This window comes from Exiguobacterium sp. TNDT2, from assembly GCF_003331145.1.
Classification (GTDB): domain Bacteria; phylum Bacillota; class Bacilli; order Exiguobacteriales; family Exiguobacteriaceae; genus Exiguobacterium.
This window is the reverse complement of record NZ_QLVE01000022.1, coordinates 113,992-133,093: the sequence shown is the minus strand read 5'-3', so window position 1 is coordinate 133,093 and position 19,102 is coordinate 113,992. Positions and strand designations below refer to the sequence as shown.

The 19,102-nt window shown below is 50.1% G+C and carries 19 protein-coding genes and 1 riboswitch; of the genes, 6 read left to right on the top strand and 13 right to left on the bottom strand.

Going from position 1 to position 19,102, the window contains the following annotated elements:
• Positions 1-3 precede the first annotated feature (3 nt).
• The 3 genes from DPV68_RS11050 to DPV68_RS11045 are packed head-to-tail and all read right to left on the bottom strand — an operon-like array spanning position 4 to position 2,241.
• Complete coding sequence (locus tag DPV68_RS11050; RefSeq protein WP_114166864.1) at positions 4-663, bottom strand: DUF429 domain-containing protein; 660 nt, start codon at positions 661-663, stop codon at positions 4-6.
• Positions 644-802, bottom strand: a complete 159-nt coding sequence (locus tag DPV68_RS14860; protein WP_198662296.1) for a hypothetical protein — start codon at positions 800-802, stop codon at positions 644-646. The genes DPV68_RS11050 and DPV68_RS14860 overlap by 20 nt, the downstream gene beginning before the upstream one ends.
• Entirely contained in the window at positions 799-2,241 is a 1,443-nt protein-coding gene (locus tag DPV68_RS11045) for a leucyl aminopeptidase (RefSeq protein WP_114166863.1), read from the bottom strand. Before DPV68_RS11045 ends, DPV68_RS14860 begins: the two co-directional genes overlap by 4 nt.
• Before the next feature lie 329 nt (positions 2,242-2,570).
• On the opposite strand from DPV68_RS11045, the gene ptsP reads away from it, so the two are divergent.
• The gene (gene ptsP / locus DPV68_RS11040) at positions 2,571-4,289 is read left to right on the top strand and encodes a phosphoenolpyruvate--protein phosphotransferase (RefSeq protein WP_114166862.1); all 1,719 of its coding nucleotides are present in this window, start codon (positions 2,571-2,573) and stop codon (positions 4,287-4,289) included.
• Positions 4,290-4,387: 98 nt separating this feature from the next.
• Here the strand turns inward: ptsP and ptsG (DPV68_RS11035) are convergent, their stop codons facing one another.
• The 5 genes from ptsG (DPV68_RS11035) to DPV68_RS11015 all read right to left on the bottom strand — a co-directional run bounded on the left by ptsG (DPV68_RS11035) (position 4,388) and on the right by DPV68_RS11015 (position 10,871).
• Positions 4,388-6,415: a glucose-specific PTS transporter subunit IIBC gene (ptsG, locus tag DPV68_RS11035; protein ID WP_114166861.1), complete on the bottom strand. Its 2,028-nt coding sequence runs from the start codon at positions 6,413-6,415 to the stop codon at positions 4,388-4,390.
• 107 nt (positions 6,416-6,522) lie between these two features.
• Positions 6,523-8,049, bottom strand: a complete 1,527-nt coding sequence (gene ptsG / locus DPV68_RS11030; RefSeq protein ID WP_114166860.1) for a glucose-specific PTS transporter subunit IIBC — start codon at positions 8,047-8,049, stop codon at positions 6,523-6,525.
• A gap of 217 nt (positions 8,050-8,266) precedes the next feature.
• Positions 8,267-9,112, bottom strand: a complete 846-nt coding sequence (glcT, locus tag DPV68_RS11025; RefSeq protein WP_114166859.1) for a glucose PTS transporter transcription antiterminator GlcT — start codon at positions 9,110-9,112, stop codon at positions 8,267-8,269.
• 106 nt (positions 9,113-9,218) lie between these two features.
• Positions 9,219-9,536 carry a YuiB family protein gene (locus DPV68_RS11020; protein ID WP_021065526.1) on the bottom strand — a complete coding sequence of 106 codons (318 nt, stop codon included), beginning with the start codon at positions 9,534-9,536 and terminating at the stop codon, positions 9,219-9,221.
• Between the two features lie 123 nt (positions 9,537-9,659).
• On the bottom strand, positions 9,660-10,871 hold the full coding sequence (locus DPV68_RS11015; RefSeq protein WP_114166858.1) for an NAD(P)/FAD-dependent oxidoreductase: 1,212 nt from the start codon (positions 10,869-10,871) through the stop codon (positions 9,660-9,662).
• A 267-nt stretch (positions 10,872-11,138) separates the two neighbouring features.
• Between DPV68_RS11015 and DPV68_RS11010 the strand changes: the two genes are divergently transcribed.
• A complete protein-coding gene (locus DPV68_RS11010; protein ID WP_114166857.1) occupies positions 11,139-12,116 on the top strand; it encodes an NAD(P)/FAD-dependent oxidoreductase in 978 nt (325 codons plus the stop codon).
• A 36-nt stretch (positions 12,117-12,152) separates the two neighbouring features.
• Here the strand turns inward: DPV68_RS11010 and DPV68_RS11005 are convergent, their stop codons facing one another.
• The gene (locus tag DPV68_RS11005) at positions 12,153-13,007 is read right to left on the bottom strand and encodes an NAD-dependent epimerase/dehydratase family protein (protein WP_114166856.1); all 855 of its coding nucleotides are present in this window, start codon (positions 13,005-13,007) and stop codon (positions 12,153-12,155) included.
• 127 nt (positions 13,008-13,134) lie between these two features.
• On the opposite strand from DPV68_RS11005, the gene DPV68_RS11000 reads away from it, so the two are divergent.
• Positions 13,135-13,377: a hypothetical protein gene (locus DPV68_RS11000; RefSeq protein ID WP_029595120.1), complete on the top strand. Its 243-nt coding sequence runs from the start codon at positions 13,135-13,137 to the stop codon at positions 13,375-13,377.
• 41 nt (positions 13,378-13,418) lie between these two features.
• Here the strand turns inward: DPV68_RS11000 and DPV68_RS10995 are convergent, their stop codons facing one another.
• Positions 13,419-13,775, bottom strand: a complete 357-nt coding sequence (locus tag DPV68_RS10995) for a HesB/IscA family protein (protein ID WP_029595119.1) — start codon at positions 13,773-13,775, stop codon at positions 13,419-13,421.
• Between the two features lie 97 nt (positions 13,776-13,872).
• Positions 13,873-14,014: riboswitch (FMN riboswitch) on the top strand.
• A 159-nt stretch (positions 14,015-14,173) separates the two neighbouring features.
• Between DPV68_RS10995 and DPV68_RS10990 the strand changes: the two genes are divergently transcribed.
• Together DPV68_RS10990 and DPV68_RS10985 are read left to right on the top strand one after the other, a co-directional pair.
• Complete coding sequence (locus tag DPV68_RS10990; RefSeq protein ID WP_114166889.1) at positions 14,174-14,761, top strand: ECF transporter S component; 588 nt, start codon at positions 14,174-14,176, stop codon at positions 14,759-14,761.
• A 177-nt stretch (positions 14,762-14,938) separates the two neighbouring features.
• Positions 14,939-15,418, top strand: coding sequence for a nucleotidyltransferase family protein (locus DPV68_RS10985; RefSeq protein WP_304529352.1), 480 nt, complete (start codon positions 14,939-14,941; stop codon positions 15,416-15,418).
• A gap of 91 nt (positions 15,419-15,509) precedes the next feature.
• Here DPV68_RS10985 and DPV68_RS10980 read toward each other — a convergent pair whose 3' ends face one another.
• From DPV68_RS10980 to DPV68_RS10970, 3 genes are all read right to left on the bottom strand, one after another.
• Positions 15,510-16,055, bottom strand: a complete 546-nt coding sequence (locus DPV68_RS10980) for a 2'-5' RNA ligase family protein (RefSeq protein WP_114166855.1) — start codon at positions 16,053-16,055, stop codon at positions 15,510-15,512.
• A gap of 63 nt (positions 16,056-16,118) precedes the next feature.
• A complete protein-coding gene (locus tag DPV68_RS10975) occupies positions 16,119-17,330 on the bottom strand; it encodes a NupC/NupG family nucleoside CNT transporter (protein ID WP_114166854.1) in 1,212 nt (403 codons plus the stop codon).
• 211 nt (positions 17,331-17,541) lie between these two features.
• Positions 17,542-17,778, bottom strand: coding sequence for a YuzB family protein (locus DPV68_RS10970; protein ID WP_021065517.1), 237 nt, complete (start codon positions 17,776-17,778; stop codon positions 17,542-17,544).
• 97 nt (positions 17,779-17,875) lie between these two features.
• Between DPV68_RS10970 and DPV68_RS10965 the strand changes: the two genes are divergently transcribed.
• Entirely contained in the window at positions 17,876-18,931 is a 1,056-nt protein-coding gene (locus tag DPV68_RS10965; protein ID WP_114166853.1) for an NAD(P)/FAD-dependent oxidoreductase, read from the top strand.
• The last annotated feature ends 171 nt before the right edge of the window (positions 18,932-19,102 follow it).

Sequence of the window (19,102 nt, the reverse complement as noted above, 5' to 3'; positions counted from 1 at the left end):
GCGTCATCGCTCTTTCGTCTTCGGTACCGCAACGAACGGCACGCCTTCAGTTTGATCCGGATGCGTCACCATCCCGGTCGTACCTGCCTCATAGGCGGCAACGGCCAACATACAAGCGTCGATAATGTCATCGACTTGCACGTTCGACATCTTCCATTTCCAAGGCGAGCTTTTTGAATAGCGACGCAACAACTCGATCCGTTCGAGTTCTCCCGCCTCGGTCTTCTTGCTAAAACGCGCCTCGTTCCCCGTCATGACGGCGAAGCACACTTCCGGATGTGACTCATAGACGTCCGCCGCCGTGACCGTTTGAAACTCTCGAATCCGCGGCACAAGGTTCCACGCTTGTTTGCTGATTCCTTTTCCGACCAGTTCACGACTCTTCGCGTTCGCCTCTCTATAAGACGCTTCCATGAGCACGTCTTGAATCGGCGGTGTGAAAATCGATGACTTCCGCTCTTTCAATTGCGACCTCATCCAGGCATCACAAGTCCGGTCCGGCTGGTCGATCGAGCCCAAATCTTTTGGCATGTCAACAAAATGCACGGCCCCTTCAATCAATAAATCTTCCAACTTCTCTGAGATGGTCAAACAGAGCGAGATGCTGTCGTACGTGATTCGTACCCAGCTCCCGCGCGCGCCATCAATTCCTACTCCGACCACGGCGTCCCTCCTGCATCAAAAACAACACTCCGAGCACCGCACAAAAGACGGTCACCCCTAACAACAAACGGCTTGGCCAAGCCGTGTATCCGAGACCGGAGACGACGGCCAAACCGATCAATACAAATCCAATTTTCAACGGTCCCATCCTTCAAGCATCGAGGCGAGCGTGCGCACCATGACGCCAGTCGGTCCTTTTGGTCCGAGATCGTTCGCGGCCGAACGTTCACTCGTCCCAGCGATATCGAGGTGGAGCCAAGGCGTGTCACCGACGAACTCACCTACGAACGCACCGCCGAAAATCATATGGCCGTAACGGCCCGGTGAGTTGTTCAAGTCGGCAACTTCTGACTTACGCACTTGATTGATGAAGACATCGAAGTATGGCATCTGCCAGACTAGTTCGTTCGTGTCACGGCTCGCAGCTTCTAAGGCGCCGTAGAGCGACGCATCGTTCGTCAGGCAACCTGTCACTTCTGTACCGAGCGCGACGAGCACCCCCCCTGTGAGCGTGGCCACATCGATGATCGCTTGTGGTTCATACGTCTTTGCGAACGTGACGGCGTCGGCGAGGACGAGACGACCTTCCGCATCCGTATTGAGCACTTCAATCGTCTTCCCGTTCATCGCCGTGATGACATCGTCTGGCTTGAATGCGTCCCCTGAGATCATGTTGTCCGTCGATGGAATGACCCCGATGACGTTCACGTTCGGTTTTGTCGTCGCAAGCGTCTCGAATAGACCGATTACCGTTGCGGCGCCGCCCATATCTCCTTTCATCCCGACGATGCCGTCTTTTGGCTTGATTGAGTAACCGCCCGTATCAAATGTGACGCCTTTTCCGACGACAGCGACAGGCGCCTCGTCTCCAGCCCCGCGATATTCGAGCACAATCAACTTCGGCGGAATCGTCGACCCTTGGTTGACGGCAAGGAGCGCGCCCATTCCGAGTCCTTCCATCTCTTCTTTCTCAATGATGCGATGTTTAAAGCCGTGACGCTCGGCCAACTCGACCGCATAGTCCGCAAGCACTTCTGACGTCAAGATATTGGCCGGCATCATCGTGAGCGACCGCGCCACATTGACACCACGTCCATAAGCGGCACCAGTCAACGCCTCTTCCTCTGCAACAGCCCCGAGCAACGTGATCGTCACGTCCGGTTTCGCCGGTTTCGGCCCAGATTTGTATGTAGGGTGTTCATACGTCGCCATCTCATACGCTTCGGCAAACAGTTTCGCCGTGTTCGGTCCGAACGTGTCGAGGGCGACCGCGACGTCCGTGAAGGCACGGGCTTTGATGTGTTTGGCGACTTTCCCGAACCAATTGCGCACATTTTCAACCGTATTTTCGTTCCGTTGTCCGAGACCGACGAATAGGATCCGTTTAACCGTTCCCTTAAACGTCGGGACGATGGACACTTCACCTGTTTTCGTTAAAATATCTGCCGATTGAATCAATGCTTTGACGCGTCCATTAAACAATGAATCGAGTCCTTCCTCAATCGTGTCGGCAGCGCCGATTCCGACGACAATCGTGTCATATGAACCGTTCCAATCCAGGTCTTTCACTTGATACATGTTTGCCACTTCCCTTCTTTATATATGGTTAGCATAACGAACTTCAGCGAAATAATGAAACAGTATGCGTAAGAGTCAATAAATCTTCGAATTCAGGCGTCAACTCCTCGTTGTGACGATGATTTATTTTATGATAGGATAAGAAAGTACGCAATCAGGCATCCCTCCCTGTTGAGGCGAAGCCATTTTGTTCGGTCGAGGCTTCCCCTAGTAGTAGACCGTTGCTACTCTAATCTTCCACGTTTTCGTTAGTTCCTTTTTCATTTCGGGTAAGAACTAACGAGATAACGTTGGAAACCACTATTTCTTTGAAGAGAGGGACTACGCTTATGTCACACATTAAAGGTATTGGCGCATCTGCAGGAATCGCAGTTGCGAAAGCATTCGTCATGGAGACACCTTCATTCGACATCCCGACAAACAAAATCGAGGACGTAGCAGCTGAGAAAGCCCGTTTCCAAGCGGCAATCGCTCAGTCAAAAACAGAACTCGAAGAAATCCGTCAAATCACGCTTCGTGAACTCGGTGAAGACAAGGCAGAGATTTTCTCGGCCCACTTGCTCATCGTCGAAGATCCGGAGATCGTCTCACAAGTGAACGACAAAATTGAAAGCGAACACATGAACGCTGCGAAGGCGCTCGATGAAGTCGCTCAAATGATGGTCATGATTTTTGAATCGATGGACAACGAGTACATGCGTGAGCGCGCTGCCGACGTTCGTGACGTCACGAAACGCGTCATGGCGCACATTCTCGGTGTCACATTTATGACGCCAGCCTCAATCTCAGAAGAAGTCATCATCATCGCTGAAGATTTGACACCGTCTGACACGGCTCAACTCAACCGTAAGTTCGTCAAAGGATTCGCGACGAACATCGGTGGACGTACGTCTCACTCGGCAATCATGTCTCGTTCACTCGAAATCCCGGCTGTCGTCGGTACAAAAGTAGCACTTGAAGAAATCAAGAACGGCGACCTCGTCGTCATCGACGGGACAGAGGGCGATGTGTTCGTCAACCCGTCTGAAGAACTCGTCAATGAATACGTTGAAAAACGCGCTTCGTTCGAAGCGTATAAAGAAGAGTTGAAACAACTCGTCAACGAAGAGTCGGTCACAGCCGACGGCCACAAAGTCAAACTTGCGGCAAACATCGGGACACCGAACGACCTCGAAGGCGTATTGAAAAACGGCGCTGACGCCATCGGCCTTTACCGGACCGAGTTCCTCTACATGGACTCAGAAACGTTCCCGACGGAAGAAGAGCAATATAAAGCGTATAAAGCAGTACTCGAAGGTATGGACGGCAAACAAGTCGTCATCCGTACGCTCGATATTGGTGGAGATAAAGAATTGTCTTACCTCGACCTCCCGAAAGAAATGAACCCGTTCCTCGGCTATCGCGCGATTCGCCTTTGCCTCGAAGAGACGGACTTGTTCCGCACACAGCTCCGCGCCCTTCTCCGTGCTTCAGCGCACGGTGATCTCGCCATCATGTTCCCAATGATCGCGACACTTGAAGAATTCCGTGCGGCCAAAGCACTCCTTCTCGAAGAAGAAGCGAAGTTGAAAGCAGAAGGCATCGCTGTCGGTAACTACGAGACTGGGATGATGGTCGAGATCCCATCGACAGCCGTCATGGCGAAGCAATTCGCGAAAGAAGTCGACTTCTTCTCAGTCGGCACGAACGACTTGATTCAATACACGATGGCAGCGGACCGCATGAACGAGAAAGTCTCGTACTTGTACCAACCGTTCAACCCGGCCATCCTGAACCTGCTCCACAACGTCATCACTGAAGCACACAAAGCTGGTAAATGGGTCGGTATGTGTGGCGAGATGGCTGGAGAAGAGCTTGCGATTCCAATCCTTCTTGGACTCGGTCTTGACGAGTTCTCGATGTCGGCTTCAAGCGTCCTTCGCGCACGTAGCCTCGTGAAGCGTTTGACGAAGTCGGAAACAGAAGCGATCGTCAACGATGTCCTCAACATGGATACAGCTGAAGAAGTCGTGAACTTCCTCAGTGAAAAATTCGATATCAAAAAATAATAAGTCGATGCCTACAAAAAAGATTTGTCTCTTGTCGAGACAAATCTTTTTTTGCGTTGCATTCTGTTGTGCGATTGATTGATATAAGCTAAGAAACGTTACTCGGTCCGGTCAACGATTTGGAAGTCGAGTTCTTCCCCGGCGACAATTGTCTCTCCATACGAGACAATGACTCGTTTCCCATCACCATTCGTTAAAATGATCGGTGTGATTAACGATGGGACATTATCTCGAATCGAATCCAAATTGACTTCCAATAAGACGTCGCCCGCCTTCACACGATCGCCTTCTTTCACTTTCGCATCAAATCCTTCACCTTTAAGGTTGACCGTATCTAGACCGACGTGGATGAGAATTTCGCGTCCATCGTCTGCGAGCAGTCCGATCGCATGTTTGGTCGGGAAGAATGTGGTGACGGTACCAGCGAATGGAGAAACCACTTTCCCATTGCTTGGTTCAATCGCAAATCCATCCCCCATCATCCGTCCTGAGAAGACTTGGTCTGGCACGTCATCAAGCGACAAGATTGTTCCCGACATTGGTGCCAAAAATTGATGGTTTTGGTTGTTGGCAGTACCTGGTGTGACCACAGGTTTCTCTTTCGCACGATACTCGCCGCCTTCGATGATGGCCGCGATTTGCGATTTGAGCGTATCCGATTTCGGCCCGAAGATGGCTTGAATATTGTCCCCGACCTCGAGCACCCCGGCCGCCCCGAGATCTTTTAGCAAGTCTTTATCGACTTGTTTCACATCGTTCACGGTGACCCGGAGACGCGTGATACAAGCATCGAGGTGCTTGATGTTCTCTGGTCCACCGAGACCGACGAGCACTTCATGCGGAAGATCGTCCCCGACGACAGTCCGGGCGCCTTTTCCTTCGGCGACAGTTTCGCGCCCCGGAATTTTCAAGTCGAACTTTGTGATGGCGAAGCGGAACCCAAAGTAATAGATGACTGCGAAGACGAGACCGACTGGAATGACGAGCCACCAGGCTGTCCGGTTCGGCAACACTCCGAACAACAGATAGTCGATGAGTCCGCCCGAGAACGTCATCCCGATTTTAACGTTGAGCAAGTGCATCGTCATAAAAGAAAGTCCAGCGAAGACGGCATGAATACCAAAGAGAAGAGGGGCAACGAAGACGAACGAGAATTCGACCGGCTCGGTGATTCCCGTCAAAAATGAAGTGAGGGCTGCTGAGAAGTAAAGTCCTTCGACGTCTTTACGACGCTCTTTCGGGACCGTGTGGAACATGGCGAGACAGGCAGCAGGCAAACCGAACATCATGAACGGGAATTTCCCGGTCATATACGTCCCGGCCGTAAATTCGACCCCGTCACGAAGTTGAGCGAAGAAGATCCGTTGGTCCCCTTGGACGAGATCTCCCGCTTGGTTCGTATATTCCCCGAACTGGAACCAAAACGGAGAATACCAAATGTGGTGCAGACCGAACGGGATTAGCGATCGTTCGACTAAACCAAAGACGAAGGCAGACACGGCGACGTTCGCTTCAATGATCGTGCTCGAGAACGTGTTGATGGCCGAACCGATCGGCGGCCAAATATAGGCGAGTGCGATCCCGATCACCAAACTGAACGCGGCGGTCGCAATCGGCACGAACCGCTTCCCGGCAAAGAATCCTAAGAAGTCCGGCAACTTGATGTTGAAGTACTTGTTGTACGCGAATGCGGCGATGAGACCTGCGATAATCCCCCCGAACACCCCCATTTGGAGCGTCGGAATCCCGAGTACCGATGCATAGGCCGGGTCACCCTGGGCAATTTCCGCGGTAATCCCGTTCCACGTACTGATGACCTTGTTCATAATCAAATAACCGACGATAGCTGCTAACCCGGCAACACCGTCCCCGTTGGCTAGCCCGATGGCGACACCGACAGCGAACAGTAGACCTAGATTGGCAAACACGATATCCCCGGCATCGGTCATGACTTGCCAGACGAGGACGAGTGCGTCGTTTTCCAAGAAAGGTAAAAGCGAAACGAGATCAGGGTTTTGGAACGCCGTACCAAATGCGAGTAATAGACCGGCTGCCGGTAGAATCGCAACCGGAAGCATGAGTGCCTTCCCGATTCGCTGCAAAACACCGAACACTTTCTTCCACATCATGGTCCCTCCTTTTGTCAGAATACTTACTTTTCCCCACCTATTAGTAGACTGAAACCGTTTCACCCATACAAAAAAAGCCAACCCTTAACGGATTGGCTTAACACTTAGTTTGCTTTCTTTTCGTTACCTGAAGCGATGACCGCTTGCATTTCTGATTTCAATGCATCAGAACGTGGTCCGAAAATCGCTTGTACGTTGTTACCGACTTCAAGGACACCAGCTGCCCCGAGACGTTTCAATTCTTCTTTATTGACGAGGTTCTTATCTTTCACTTCGACGCGAAGACGTGTGATGCATGCGTCAAGGTGTTTGATATTTTGCGAACCACCGAAACCAACGAGGATATCTTGTGCAAGTTCCGAACCTGTAGCCGTTGATTGCTCAACAACTTCATCTTCACGGCCCGGTGTTTTCAAGTTGAACTTACGGATTACGAAACGGAATCCGAAGTAGTAAACGACCGCGAACGCGAGTCCGACAGGAATGACGAGCCACCAAGCTGTTTGGTTAGGAAGTACACCGAAGAGAAGGTAGTCGATCAAACCGCCCGAGAACGTCATCCCGATTTTGACGTCCAAGATATGCATGACCATGAATGAAAGGCCAGCGAAGACTGCGTGTACGGCGAACAAGAGTGGAGCGACGAACAAGAATGAGAACTCAATCGGCTCAGTGATACCAGTCAAGAACGATGTGAGGGCTGCCGAAGCCAAGAGGCCGCCGACGACTGCTTTACGTTCAGGACGTGCTTCGTGGTACATGGCGAGTGCTGCAGCTGGAAGACCGAACATCATGAACGGGTATTTACCAGTCATGAACGTACCGGCTGTGAGCTCAGCCCCATCGCGAATTTGTGCGAAGAAGATCGCTTGGTCACCACGTACGACGTTACCCGCTGCATCTGTGTACGAGCCGAACTCGAACCAGAACGGTGAGTAGAAGATGTGGTGAAGACCGAATGGAATCAATGAACGTTCAATCAACCCGAAGATGAATGCCGCGAACGTGCGATTCTCTTCTAACATGAAGTTTGAGAATGAGTTCAATCCGTGCTGAACTGGTGGCCAGATGAGAAGCATGACGAACCCAGCGACGACAGCCAAGACAGCCGTGACGATTGGGACGAAACGCTTACCAGCGAAGAAGCCAAGGAATTGCGGCAATTCGATGTTGAAGTACTTATTATATGCCCAAGCGGCAATCAGACCGATGATAATCCCCCCGAATACCCCTGTTTGGAGCGTTGGAATCCCGAGTACTGATGCGTAAGCCGGGTCACCTTGTGCGATGACTTCAGGTGTGAGTTCGAGCCAAACACCCATCACTTTGTTCATGATGAGGAATCCGACGATGGCTGCGAGTCCGGCAACGCCGTCCCCCGCTAAACCGATTGCGACACCGACTGCGAATAAGAGTGCCAAGTTCGAGAAGATGATGCCCCCCGCTTGCTCCATGAGCTGAGCGAATTTCACAATGCCTTCGTTCGTTAACCAACCAGCGCGTGATGTGAGGGCCGGGTTTTGCATCGCGTTACCGAATGCAAGAAGAAGACCGGCTGCCGGCAAGATCGCTACAGGAAGCATAAGCGCTTTACCGACTTTTTGAAGAACACCAAAGATCTGCTTAAACATGATAAATCCTCCTTTTTGTGATTGTTTCGTACGGAAAGACGACTGTAGATGTCAGACAACCGACGTATCTAAACGTTTTCATAATGAACGTTTATAAAAACAGAAACAGGCATGAATAAGGTATAGAACGTAGACCTCTCCTCATAGAGAAATCGTTGCGTTCCACTCCTTACTCATGCCTGATCGAATCAGTAACACGTAAGATACGTGGTATCAGTTATCTACTTGTTAGGCGCTGGAGATGCATCGTCAAATATGTCGCTTCACCTCGCGGGACCGGACGCTTTAATTCGCGTTCCATGATGCCCATCAGCTCCCAAGCAGTACTATAGCATAGCGGATATTCTTCGCGCAATACCTTTTCAATCTTTTGTGGGGCCTCCACCATCTCACCCGTCGCAACCCGCTCAACGGCGTACCGTAAGTGCCGAAGTAAGCGCTTATAATCGAGTGAACTTCGGTCCATTTTGACGTTCAAACGACTCTCAATCGTCTGAACGATTTGCCCGATGATTTGGTTGTGGCGGTTCACCTCGAGAACGTTTTTAAACGTCGTCGCTGAATGGATATGAAGGGCGATAAATCCAATTTCCGCGTCCGGCAACAGCACGTCGAGCCGCTCATGAATCATATCGACGATTCGTTCAGCCAAGGCGTACTCGTTCGGATAGAGCGATTCGGTCTCGAGTAAAAATGGATTCGTCACTTCCATTCCTTGCTCGATCCGCTTCATCGTGAAGAACAAGTGGTCGGTCAAACCGATATGGATATGTTGGTCAACTTTCTTGCCCGTGTTGCTCTCAATGAAGCCGACGATGTCTTGCATAAAGGCGATGAAATCTTCATCGACGTGTTTGACGAGTTCACGATATTGTGATTGTTCTTCTTTGTCCGTCAGTTGATATACTTTCTCCGGGACGCTGGCCGGGTCGACGAGATCGCCCGCTTTCTTGCCGAAGCCAATCCCTTTCCCGAGTAGAATGACTTCCGGTTCCGGATCATGTTGGCAAATGACAACGCTATTATTCAACACTTTCTTGATCGTATACATCGGTAATGTCATTCGTATCGCATCCCTTACTAATTAAATCGTTATCTTATTTAGTATATCGGTTAGCCTTCTAAAAAAGTAGGCGGAAAACAAAAAAAGACGAACATTTCTGTCGTCTTTAAAACATTGAGTAACCGCTCTTGCGCAGGTAGCGGATCGTGACACCGGCCAAAATTGCACCGAGTAGTCCGAAACCGAGCATGAACACATCCAAAAACTGGAGTCCGAGCACCCGCTCATAAACGTTAGCGAGCGCGGTCGATGTCTCTGTGATGTAACTTGAGAGCTTGACGTTATCAATCATCATAATGACGAAAATCGGATAGATGAACACGAGCGTCCATGTTTTTTTAAGCAACATATTCAAAATGAAACCGATGCTGAAGAAGATGACCAAATAAAGAATCGCCCCAATGACAGCCTGGATGATATGCATGCGATTGCCCCCTTTTCCCGTTGTCTATTATACCGAATCGGCTTCCATTAGGTCAAAGGTGAACCATAAGGAGTCATCAAAAAAGTAGCCCGTTCAGATGAACAGGCTACTTAATCAACTTGTTTAGAATTTACCTTTTTTGAGGACGAGACCGTACTTTCTCAATTCCAGGAAGTGTTTGTTGTCGATCACTTTTTTCATGAATGAAGCGTTGCGACCGAAGATCTTTTTACCCATAACGATCCCAATACCATCGTTATGACCAAGTGAAGCGACTGTTCCTTTGCTCTCATACTTGAATTTCGATGTTGGTTTCCCGTTAATGAGCGAGGCAATGTTCTTCGCTACATTATGCGCTTGTTGCGTCGCGATTTGGGCAGTCGGCGGGTATGGACGATTCGAAACCGGATCCATGACAGCCGAGCAGTCACCGATGATGAAGACGTTGTCGTGACCCGGGGCACGGTTGTCCGCCTCGACCATGACACGGTTACGGACCGCCTCAAAGCCAGATTTCTCGATAATCGGACTACCGCTCACGCCACCTGTCCAAAGAATCGTGTTCGCTGCGATCGTCTCCGTCGTGTCGCCTTGAAGCGGACCGAACGTGACGACGCCAGGCTCAACGCCTTTGATGCCGTTGCCGAGTTTCATCTCCACACCGTTACGCTCGAGCCATTTCTGTGCATACGTCGTAAGTTCTGGGTCAAAACCAGGAAGGACGGTCGGAGCCGCCTCGATGTTCACGATGCGAACCGCTTCACGTGGCACGTCATACTGTTTGCAAAGCTCAGGCACGCGGTTGACGAGCTCACCGAGGAACTCGATGCCCGTGAACCCTGCGCCGCCGACGACGATTGTCACGTACGAGCGGTCAGCTGAACCGTTCGTTTTATATTGAGCGAACGAGTACTCGATATGTTCTTTGATTTTACGGACGCTGTTCAATGAACTGATTGTCATCGCATTCTCTTTGAGACCTGGAATCCCGAATGTTTCCGGTACACCGCCAAGCGCGAATACGACGTAATCATATTCAACCGTCGATCCGTCTTCAAGTAATACTTGTTTAGCGGTAGTATCGACGCGATCGACGATTCCTTTGACGAATTTCACACGTGACGGGTTCACAACGTCGTTGATGTAAATCCGAGCTTGCTCCGGTTTCATCGTTCCCGCCGCTGGTTCGTGGAGCCATGTCGTTTGATAATGGTAATCATGCTTGTTGATGAGCGTGATGTTCGCGTCGCTAGCTGAAAGCGTCTTCTGGAGATTCACTGCTGTGATCAGTCCACCAAAACCTGCGCCAAGAATAACAATATTAGGTCGTTTCATGTTCATTTCCACCTTGTTTTGAAAGTTGTGTTTTTTTGAACAGTCATGTTGTGTGTTTTTTCACATGAACGTTCACAATAAAGCCTAAAATCTTGTTCAACCAATGTTCACAATTGCTTCTCGTTCATTGTACGCTGTTTATTTCGTTTTCTCAACGGAAAAGCTTATCTTCTTGAATTTTTTTTGAATGTGTAGGATGTTTGTAGGGAATGGATTTAATTCATGTTTGTCACTATAATAGGTGTATACGTTTTGAGGAGGAATTCGATGAAATCGACGAAAGATGTGATCATCATCGGTGGCGGTCCGATTGGACTGTTCACTGCATTTTACGCGGGTATGCGCCAACTCGATACGGCGTTGATTGAAAGTTTGCCACAACTCGGTGGACAACTATCGACGCTTTATCCAGAAAAATATATTTACGACATCGCCGGCTTCCCGAAAGTGAAAGCCCAAGACTTGATTGACCAATTGAAAGCCCAAGCGGATCAGTTTGAACAGGACTATCGCCTCGGGGAAACGGTCGAGACGGTCGAACGTCTCGAAGACGGCACGTTCCAGATTTCGACGAACAAAGATGAATACCATACGAAAGCCATCATCATCACGGCCGGGAATGGAGCATTCGCCGCACGTCCGCTCGGCATCGATGGATGCGAAGACTATGCGAACCTTCATTACTTCGTCGACAACATGGAGAAGTTCCGCGACCGCCGCGTCATGATTGCTGGCGGCGGCGACTCTGCCGTCGACTGGGCGCTCATGCTTGAAGGAATCGCCAAGGAAGTCCATATCGTTCACCGCCGTGACCGCTTCCGTGCCCACGAGCATACAGTCGAGCAAATGAAGGCATCGACGATCAACGTCTGGACGCCATATAACATTGAGTCACTCTCAGGTGAGACACACATCGAGTCAGTCGAATTGACCGACAAAGACGGCGAATCGAAATTCGTCGAAATTGACGACCTCATTTGCAATTACGGTTTCGTCTCATCGCTCGGCCCAATCAAAAACTGGGGCATGGAGTTCGAGAAGAATACGATCCGCGTCGACTCACGCATGGAGACGACGGTCGCCGGCATCTTCGCCTGTGGTGACATCGCGACATACGAAGGAAAAGTGAAATTGATTGCGACCGGCTTCGGTGAAGCCCCAATCGCCATCAACCAAGTGAAGCAGCTCGTCGACCCGACAGCGCGCCACCCGCAACACTCGACTTCGGTATTTGCCGGGAAATAATGATGTGGCCCCCATCTTCATGATGAGGGCCATTTTTCATTTGCGGATTGTTTGCAGGATGACCCGGTCGAGCCAGTCATCGAGTTGGGTAAAGACGAAACCCGCCTTTTTCGCCTCGGCGATCGACATATAATAGTCGACGTCCGTATCGTAAGGCGACGACTCGCCCTCTTTGATGATGTGGACCGGTTTATTTAAGTGGTGGCCGACCCGCTCCATCAACGCCCCTAGGGAGATGACCCCTTCACTCGCCGCGTTGAATGGTCCGGTCACATTCGCCCGACCGACCCATTCTAAAAAGGCGGCCGCCTCGAAACTTGAGATGAATCCCATCTTCGCTTCCGAATGATGGAGCACGATCGGCTCTTCACGTCGGACGGCGTCGATATAAAATTTGAGACGGTCTGTATAGTCGTCCGGTCCTAGCACGATTGGCAAGCGGACCGTCGCGACCGGGAACGAGGCACGATGGAAGAAATAAGACTCGGCCTCTCGCTTCCCTTGCCCATAGTCATGTTCGGACTCGAGATGATAGTCATGATGGAGCGGATTGAAGTCACTTTCTTTCAACTCGGCGCCTGGCGCATAAACGGACATCGTCGACGTGAGCACATATTTGCCGACTTGATCCATGAACGCGTCTGAGGCGATCTTCGCCTGATACGGGTTGAAGCAAATATTGTCATAGACGAGGTCATAATGGTCGCGTGACAAATCTTTCATCGTCGCCACCGACTGCCGGTCCCCTTTGATCGACCGGATTCCTTCGGCTTCGGGCACTTGCAGTTGTCCACGCGTCACAATCGTCACATCGTCCCCTGCCTCCGCCAAGCGAAGCGCCAACCGCTTTCCAAAATAGCGTGAGCCGCCAAATATCAATACTTTTCTCATCGTCCCTGCCCCTCCTACATAAAATGACATCTCTATTCATTTTCCCTTGCATCCTCTCGACTAATCTTCCACATCCTTAACTCTTTTTGTTATTCTTATATATATAGACAAGAAAGAGGCGAGACGCATGCATCAAATCACATTAGAAAAAGGATGGTCGTGTGAATTACCGACACAATATGCCATTTACCAAAGCTTATCGGACTTCAGCCGTTATTCGGTCCTTGACCAAGAGGAAGAGAGCGTCTGTTCATTCCGCATCACGAACGACACGTGTAAAATCACAGCGTTTCGTCCTTGGCAACATCAAATCGAGTTAGACGCGGCTTCGAAACTCATTCGATTAATTCTGATTGAAGAGACAGACTGAATACAAAAAAGGCCAATCATGAGGCATGATTGGCCTTTTGTTTAGCAATCCCCAGGTGTCCCGGCGTTCGATGCCGTCCGGAAACTCGAGCCGCAACCGCACGTGGCGATGGCGTTCGGATTTTTAATCGTGAAGCCGCCTCCGAGCATCGACTGCTTATAGTCAATCTCGAGACCGTCGACGACCCCGTGATCGGCTTCCGCGACGATGACACGGACACCATAGTGGTCAAACTGAACGTCCTTGTCTGTCTTATCCTCATCAAACCCCATCCCGTAAGACAGGCCGGTACACCCGCCCCCTTGCACTTTGATCCGCAAGTACTGGTCGTCGGGGCGTTCGGTCTGTTTCATCATATCGATGACTTGTAATGCGGCTGATTCTGTCAAATGAATCATCTGAACTCCTCCTTCGTTATCTTAACTTCAAGTCAACTGACTTGAGATTTTGTGAAATATCTTGTATAACTAAACTGTAACAAAAAAAATTAAATCGTTCCATCTTCGGGGCAGGGTGAAATTCCCGACCGGCGGTATTGAAGACTAGTTCTTCTCAGCCCGTGAGCGAGCAAGGCGTTGCTTGCTGATTTCGTGAGATTCGAGAGCCGACAGTAAAGTCTGGATGGGAGAAGATGGCGGCATCCGACCGATATTCGGATGTTTTCTTTGGCGTGGTCTAAACACCGATGAGAACATCTATTTCGTATGCGCGTAAACTCTCCCGATTGTTTGATACAATCGGGTTTTTCTATGCGACGGGTGCCATTCATCAAGGAGCGACAAAAGGAGAGATTTTGATGAAAACAACGCGCAACAAACGATTGACAACACTGGTGACGCTATCGATGCTCGGGGCCATTTCTTTTGTCCTCATGCTCTTTAACTTCCCGCTGCCTTTCCTACCACCGTTCCTGAAAGTGGACTTCAGTGACATTCCCGCGCTCGTCGCCGGGATCGTCTTCTCCCCACTCGCAGGCGTCGTGGTCGTCGCTCTAAAAAACGTCCTCTACTATGTCTTCAACGGTGGCGGTGTTCCGGTCGGTGAAGTCGCGAACTTCTTTGCAGGTGTCGCCTTTATGTATCCGGTCGCATGGTTCTACCATAAACGTAAAACGAATAAAGCGCTCGCTTCAGGCCTCGTAGCCGGCACGATCATGATGGCACTCAGCTTGGCGATCTTGAACTATTTACTCATCCTACCGGCTTATGCGTTCTTCTTCGGCATGACCGAGATGGCGCAACCGGCAGTCAAAACGGACCTCGTCCTCTATGGCATCCTGCCGTTCAACCTCATCAAAGCGTTGTTGATCAGCGCCTTGTTCGTCCCACTCTTCCTCAAATTGAAGCCGTGGATCGAACGCCAGCGCATGCAACTTCAAGCGTAACTGACAAGCACCTAGACCCCGGTCTAGGTGCTTTTTGTATAGGTACGCTATGCTGATGAGAGAATAGGAGGAGATGGATTGAACACGACTGAAGATGTGACCCATTTTTTAGAGACTGATGTGGAACTGATGCGTCTGTTGACAATCGTCGCTTCGCTCGGTTTACCCGATTGGTGAATTTGTGCCGGATACGTGCGGGCAAAAATATGGGATGACGCGCACGGCTACGAAGTACCGACGCCGACCGAGGACGTCGATGTCATCTACTTTGACCGATTTCACATCGACGAGGCGATTGAAGAACAGTATGAGGCACAACTGCACGACCTGTTACCGAACGTCCCTTGGTCGGTCAAAAACCAGGCCCGCATGCATCTGGTCAATCAATTGCCACCGTATCAATCTGCGGTCGACGCCTTGGCCCATTTCCCTGAGACGGTTACGGCCATCGGTGTCAGTCTCGCCAAGAACGGACGTTTAAGGTTGGCCGTTCCTTACGGCGTTGACGACCTTGTCGGACTGAAGCTCCGCCCCACACCAGCCTTTGCGAATGACGCTTCACACCATCATATTTATCGAGCCCGGATCAATAAAAAGAATTGGCAAGCCACTTGGCCGAGACTCCAAGAAGTGGATATCCCTCGTCAGGAACGATAAAACCCCACCGTTTCCTGGTCAATCCCTTCTATCGGTCCTAGTCACATATGACAAACCTGACAGAAGAATGCACCTAAGTAACTTAGCTTTGTTACTTTTGTGCGGATAATTTTACTCTATGTAATACTCGAACGTGAACCGGTGTTACTAATTCAATTAATGCCACCTCTACAATTTTTCCAGCTATAGGTTTTACAATATCAGTACAATATTCAAAAGCATCTTCCATCTTTTCTTTAGACAATCTGTTTGCCAGTGTACAGTGCGGAATCCATGAGTCCGGCAAATATAAGGACTCAGCGTTATCATTAAACTCCCCAAATATACGATGATGCTCTAAGTGGAGGCTCCTCAATCCGGATGAGATTGTAGGTGAAAGAAAAAGTGCACTCGATTGAATGAACGTACCCAACGTACTAAATGTTAGATTTATAACCTCCTTCGATTGATAGTAGCTGTCCATCAGTTCGATATACGCCTCAACATTCAAACTACTGTAACTAGCTAATGTTATATGAGGTTGTCGATTCGAGACTTCATATGCATAAGAAGTAATTCCTTCTTGTTTCAAGCCTTCCCATACCTCTTGAATTCGTTTCTCCGTTTGTTCATCAAAAAGCGCTATCATTCCATACATATGTCATTCCTCCCCAAAAAAGAGTGACCACCGAAGTGATCACTCTGAGTATATCGTATTTGATTAGAGAAGCAGACCAGCAAGCGTGGCTGACATCAAGTTGGCAAGCGTACCTGCAAGAATTGCGAGGACACCCATGCGCGCGATGTCGTTCCGACGGTTCGGTGCCATTCCACCGAGACCACCGAGAAGGATGGCGAGTGATGAGATGTTGGCGAATCCACAGAGTGCGAAGGCCGTCATCGCTTCCGTACGAGCCGAAAGTTCTCCCGAACCGATGATTGGTGCAAACTCAGAGAAAGCCACAAATTCGTTCAAGACGAGTTTTTGACCGAGGAAGCTACCGAACTGAACAGCATCTGCCCATGGTACACCGATGACGAATGCGAGCGGTGCGAACACATAACCAAGAATCAATTGGAGCGTGAGGCCGTCGAAACCGAACAAACCGCCGATTCCACCAAGAATCAAGTTGACGAGCGCGATCAATGAAACGAAGGCGAGAAGCATCGCACCGACGTTTAACGCAAGGAAGAGACCGTCAGAGGCACCGCGAGCGGCTGCATCGACGAAGTTCGCTGCCTTGTTCTCTTCATCTTCAGCGATTTCGATATCGTCATCCGGTACGTCTGTTTCCGGGACGATGATTTTCGCGAACATGAGACCAGCAGGAGCAGCCATGAAGCTCGCTGCGAGCAAGTACTCGAGCGGTACACCAAGAGCAGCGTATCCAGCAAGAACTGAACCGGCAACCGAGGCAAGACCACCGACCATGACGGCGAAGAGTTCCGATTGTGTCATTGTTGGAAGGTAAGGCTTGATGACGAGCGGAGCTTCCGTCTGACCGACGAAGATGTTCGCTGTCGCTGACAGTGACTCTTTACGTGACGTACCGAGTGCTTTCGCGAGCGCCGTACCGAGGATTCGGATGACCCACTGCATGACACCTACATAATAGAGAAGGGCGATGAGTGACGACATGAAGACGATGATCGTCAACACTTGGAACGCGAAGACGAAGTTGCCTTCTCCGACAGCTGTACCGAAGACGAAGCTGATTCCGGCGTTCGCCGTGTTCAAGACGCTTTGTACGCCGCCTGAGATCCATTCTAACGCGTTACGTCCTACTGTCGTGAAGAGGACGAGGAAGGCGAACGTAAACTGTACCGCGAACGCGGCAAGAACGGTGCGCCATTTGATGGCTTTACGGTTGGTAGAGAAGATGTAAGCGATTCCAATTAGTGCCAAAATACCAACCACGCTCATGATATTCATTGGTGTTGTGCTCCTTTCATATTGGGAAAACCTGATAATGTGATATACCCGAATCGAGATATGCCCTACCGTTTGAAACGCTTTCTTTTTTCTGTTGTTAAACGTCAGACAACCTACATTCGAACCTCTTTGAATATAACAGACCCTTTTTAAAAATGCAACGGGTCAAAACGGTCAAAATAAAAAAAGTTTGAAAGTGCTTCAAACTTTTTCACCATGCCATTTCTTCAATTTTTTCATATACATTCGTCACGAGTTGCTCCGGTGTATCTCCCGTCACGACCTCGCCATCGACGAGACAAAACAAGTCAAGCGAACAGACACCGCAGTAGCCGGTACAGCCGTATTCGACGACATCGAGGTCTGGATCGGATTCCAATTTGGCGCGAGCGATTTGCGAACCCATCGCTAGATTGGAGGCACAGAACTCAATGATCGGATTCATCATATCATTCACCCTTTCCCTTTCCTTCAAAGCAGGAAAATGGTTCTTCTACGGCGTATTATAACATGATACAGTTGAAGTGTAACAAAGGGGGATTTTTATGCGCAAATTAGTCGTCTTGGGAGGCGGTTACGGGGGTATGCGTGTAATCGAACGCGTCCTCGGCCATCAGCTGAAGGACGTATCGATCACACTCATCGACCGTCTACCTTACCATGGGTTGAAAACAGAGTATTATGCACTTGCGGCGGGGACCGTGTCGGATCGTGACATCCGCATCGATTTTCCAGAAGAGGTCGACTACATATACGGCCAAGTCATCGATATCGATACGGGAGATAAGATGGTCCTGCTCGCAAGCGGAGAAAAAGTGCCGTATGACGACCTCGTCATCGGTCTCGGTTGCGAAGACAAATATCACAACGTGCCCGGTGCCGCCGAGTTCACGTACAGCATCCAAACGTTAGAAGAGTCACGAAAGACTCAACAAGCGATCAACGGCCTATCTCCAGGATCGGTCGTCTCAATCGTCGGTGCCGGTCTATCCGGTGTCGAGCTCGCCAGTGAACTGCGCGAGAGCCGTCCCGACTTGACGGTCCGTTTGTTCGACCGCGGCCCATCCGTCTTATCGTTCCTATCCAACCGTGTCTCGATGTACGTCCAATCTTGGTTCGAAGAGCATGGCGTCGAAGTCATCAACAATTCGAACATCGTCCGCGTCGACGCCGATGGATTGTGGAACCATGAACAGCACTTCGCTTCCGACTTGACGGTATGGACGGCCGGGATTCAACCGGTCGCCGTCGTCCGCAATCAAGGTTGGGAGCTCGACGGAGGTGGCCGTGTCAAATTGACGCCGCACCATTACGTCCCGGAACAACCCGATATTTTCGTCGTCGGAGACAACGCCAGCCTGCCGTATGCACCTTCCGGTCAACTCGCGGAAGCGCAGGCCGAACAGATCGTCCAAGTGTTGCTTTGTAAATGGAAGGGCGTCAATTATCCGGACCTACCAGATATCAAACTACGCGGCACGCTCGGTTCGCTCGGGAAGAAAGCCGGTTTCGGCGTCTTCATGGGTAAACAGTCGCTCACTGGTAAAGTCGCACGGTTGCTCAAGTCCGGAATTCTCTGGAAACATAAAGTTATTAAATAACATGTACGGGTCGGCCATCTCGGTCGATCTTTTTTTGTGCACCTCGACTGATTCTCTATTGAAGCGCCATGCTGTTGAGTCAAAAGTCTTGTATCTGAATCCCCTGTACCCTTATCTAAATATTCAGATTATTGATTCGATTGACATATTCTACCCGATGGGAAAACTTGT